This window comes from Oleiphilus sp. HI0128, from assembly GCF_001635365.1.
The window spans coordinates 1-2,834 of the sequence record NZ_LWGG01001058.1 but is presented as its reverse complement, the minus strand read 5'-3'; the positions used below and the strand labels follow the sequence as shown (position 1 = coordinate 2,834).

Sequence of the window (2,834 nt, the reverse complement as noted above, 5' to 3'; positions counted from 1 at the left end):
TTGAATTGTTGCTTCAATTTCCGGCTGAACCAGTTCAATAGAACTTAGACTCGTAGATGACAAGGCCATAAGCTAATTCCGGTCCAAAGAGTAATTATCAAGTTTCAAAATAAAACCGCTTTAATTCTTGTATTAATACTTCTAACCAAATAACGTCTCAGTTAATGGTCAGAACATGCTCTAAATCAATTTAAAAAAATATCGTTGGTTATTAATTTATATCACAATTCCGACGCTTAACAAGTTTAGCACTGTGTGTTTTCGTAATTAGCAAAGACTAGCTCTGCTACTTATGAAACACTTATAAGTCCCAAATCACCTGGTCTGATTTCTTTCTAAGTGATTCGAGGTATTTTTCATGAGACGCAGCTTCCTCTGTATTGGCAGCCAGAACAGGTAGAGGCTTGCGTGTACCGGGTAACCTTCGAATACCTCCGGCGCCACCTTCATCTGTCTTTTCCTTATCTAGCAACAAGCTAGTCTGCCCACCACTTAGTAATAAATAAACATCAGCGAGTATTTCGGAGTCCAATAAAGCCCCGTGCAGTTCACGGTGACTATTATTGATCCCGTAGCGTTTACATAAAGCATCCAGATTGTTCTTTTGCCCCGGATGCTTCTCTCGCGCCATGGCTAGTGTATCTAATACACCACAGTAATTTTCTACCGGAGGGATCTTGTTGACCAAAAGGTTAAATTCGTGGTTGATAAAGCCAACGTCAAACGCCGCATTATGGATAACCAGTTCAGAACCTTTTATATACTCAAGAAATTCTTGGGCAATATCAGCAAACAAAGGCTTATCAGCTAGAAACTCATTCGTTATTCCGTGGACATCTATCGCTTCTTGCTCTACGACCCGCTCTGGGTTGATATACACATGGTAGTGATTTCCTGTCAGCTTACGGTCAATCAGTTCGACACAACCAATCTCGATTATCCTGTGGCCAAGCTGAGGATTTATACCGGTGGTTTCTGTATCAAGTACGACCTGCCTCACCCTTCAACTCCATCAATCACATGAACCTTACCAATACTGTCTTTTCGAATAACCGAGTCAACTCCGAGATTGGCAAGCTGGTCAGCCATTTCATTACCTGGATCACCACTATGACCTTTCACCCAAAACCATTTTACCTCATGTGTTGCGACTTGCTCATCCAACGCTTTCCATAGCTCAACATTCTTTACTGGCTTTTTGGCTGCAGTTTTCCAGCCATTTTTCTTCCAACCTTTTATCCACTCAAGCATCCCTTTGCGCATATATTGGGAGTCGGTATGTAAGTGAACAACACTAGGTTTCTTTAAGCTTTCGAGCGCCCGAATTGCAGCAAGCAGCTCCATTCTATTGTTGGTTGTATCAAGCTCACCACCATAAATCTTTTTCTGATGCTTCCCGCTTGTTAATAATGCTCCCCAACCTCCCGGTCCAGGGTTGCCTTTACAGGCTCCATCGGTATAAATCTCTATCATTCTTCTTTATCTTTCTCGTTATAAACTGAAAAGTCTTGTTCCAAAACCCGAGTGTGCCGTGAGCTTGCCAAAGGCATTCCTACGACCTTTGCACCTCGACGCCATTTTGAGTAGGAATTGATTCGTGAACCGACCTGTTTTTGTGCCGATATCAAATAGTATGCGCCTAGGGGGACTTTTGTATTGAGCACTTTATCGAGCCACAAAAAACGCCTAAATAAACCTGCATTATTAAAAGGCAGGCCGTAGTAATGGTATTTAGTAGTTCCCACCCTAAAATCGAGCAAATTCAACCAATCTTCGATTCGCTTACCACCAATAAAACAACTATTCCAGGGTGCTTGCTGCGACCTCCCTAACAACCTCCTCACTCCCCAAGTACTGAGAGGGTTAAACCCAACTATCACCATCGTACCAGAAGACTTGAGCACCCTGGCTGCCTCTCGCAGGGTTTGATGAGGCGCACTGGAAAAATCTAGTGCATGGTGCAAGATAACAACATCTTGGGTTTCGCTTTCTAATGCCAATTCCTCAGAAGAAGAAATAATAGAGTTTTCAGGTAAGTCCGGTTCCCACTCTGGCAACACATAAAATTTATGCCCCAAGCTACTTGGGTTACCTACTGGCACCCTATGCGAGACACCTATCTCAGCCTGGTGATAGCCAAACAAGCGATGTATTTTATTTGCTATATTACGCCGTTGGTCAGCTAATAAACTACGTCCTAAAGCACTCTGAAACCACTGTTCCAGTTGCTGTTGTTTAGAACTGTTAGCCTGTGCATTTTTATCCAAATCTTGTAACCCTGACATCGCAAAGCTCCCGCAGCGTGCTCGCAACAAAGCAGACTCTATCTAAAGTAGCTTTAATTTACCCAGTATTCATTCTAAGCTATGACAAATCAACCTAAGTGAGAGTTATCATATGATAAAAGTTCATGGCATACCTGCTTTTTCAGACAATTATATCTGGTGTATATATGATGACGCGAGCATGCAGGCTGTCGTTGTTGATCCTGGCTCATTTAGTGACACTCAAGATTATTTGAATTCACAAGGGCTAGACCTAGTAGCAATTCTTATCACTCACCACCACCCTGATCACACGGGAGGCTTGGCAAAACTTAAAGATCAATATGACTGTAAAAGCTTCGGCTCATCTCACTCAAAAGTTGAAGGTATCGATGAGCAACTGTCTGAAGGCGAAGCGATCAGCTTACTTGGCTTACAATTCAAAAGCCTCGACGTTCCGGGTCATACGCTTGATCATAATGCCTACTATTGCGAACAACTAGACGCATTGTTTTGTGGGGACACACTATTCTCAGGTGGTTGCGGTCGCTTATTCGAAGGCAGTGCTGA

4 protein-coding genes are annotated in these 2,834 nt (G+C 42.9%); 1 reads left to right on the top strand and 3 read right to left on the bottom strand.

Going from position 1 to position 2,834, the window contains the following annotated elements; all coding sequences use genetic code 11:
• Nucleotides 1-301 precede the first annotated feature (301 nt).
• The 3 genes from dnaQ to A3763_RS18040 are packed head-to-tail and all read right to left on the bottom strand — an operon-like array spanning nucleotide 302 to nucleotide 2,285.
• Complete coding sequence (dnaQ, locus tag A3763_RS18050; protein ID WP_068634073.1) at nucleotides 302-1,000, bottom strand: DNA polymerase III subunit epsilon; 699 nt, start codon at nucleotides 998-1,000, stop codon at nucleotides 302-304.
• Nucleotides 997-1,473, bottom strand: coding sequence for a ribonuclease HI (gene rnhA / locus A3763_RS18045; protein ID WP_068510651.1), 477 nt, complete (start codon nucleotides 1,471-1,473; stop codon nucleotides 997-999). The genes dnaQ and rnhA overlap by 4 nt, the downstream gene beginning before the upstream one ends.
• A complete protein-coding gene (locus A3763_RS18040) occupies nucleotides 1,470-2,285 on the bottom strand; it encodes a class I SAM-dependent methyltransferase (RefSeq protein ID WP_068552990.1) in 816 nt (271 codons plus the stop codon). The genes rnhA and A3763_RS18040 overlap by 4 nt, the downstream gene beginning before the upstream one ends.
• Before the next feature lie 112 nt (nucleotides 2,286-2,397).
• Here A3763_RS18040 and A3763_RS18035 point away from each other — a divergent pair.
• Nucleotides 2,398-2,834: MBL fold metallo-hydrolase (locus A3763_RS18035; protein WP_156495157.1), on the top strand; the 437-nt coding region annotated here is incomplete at its 3' end.

Coding starts and splice junctions, on each gene's coding strand:
- rnhA (WP_068510651.1), bottom strand. CDS start 1,473: ATGATAGAGATTTATACCGATGGAGCCTGTAAAGGCAACCCTGGACCG.
- A3763_RS18040 (WP_068552990.1), bottom strand. CDS start 2,285: ATGTCAGGGTTACAAGATTTGGATAAAAATGCACAGGCTAACAGTTCT.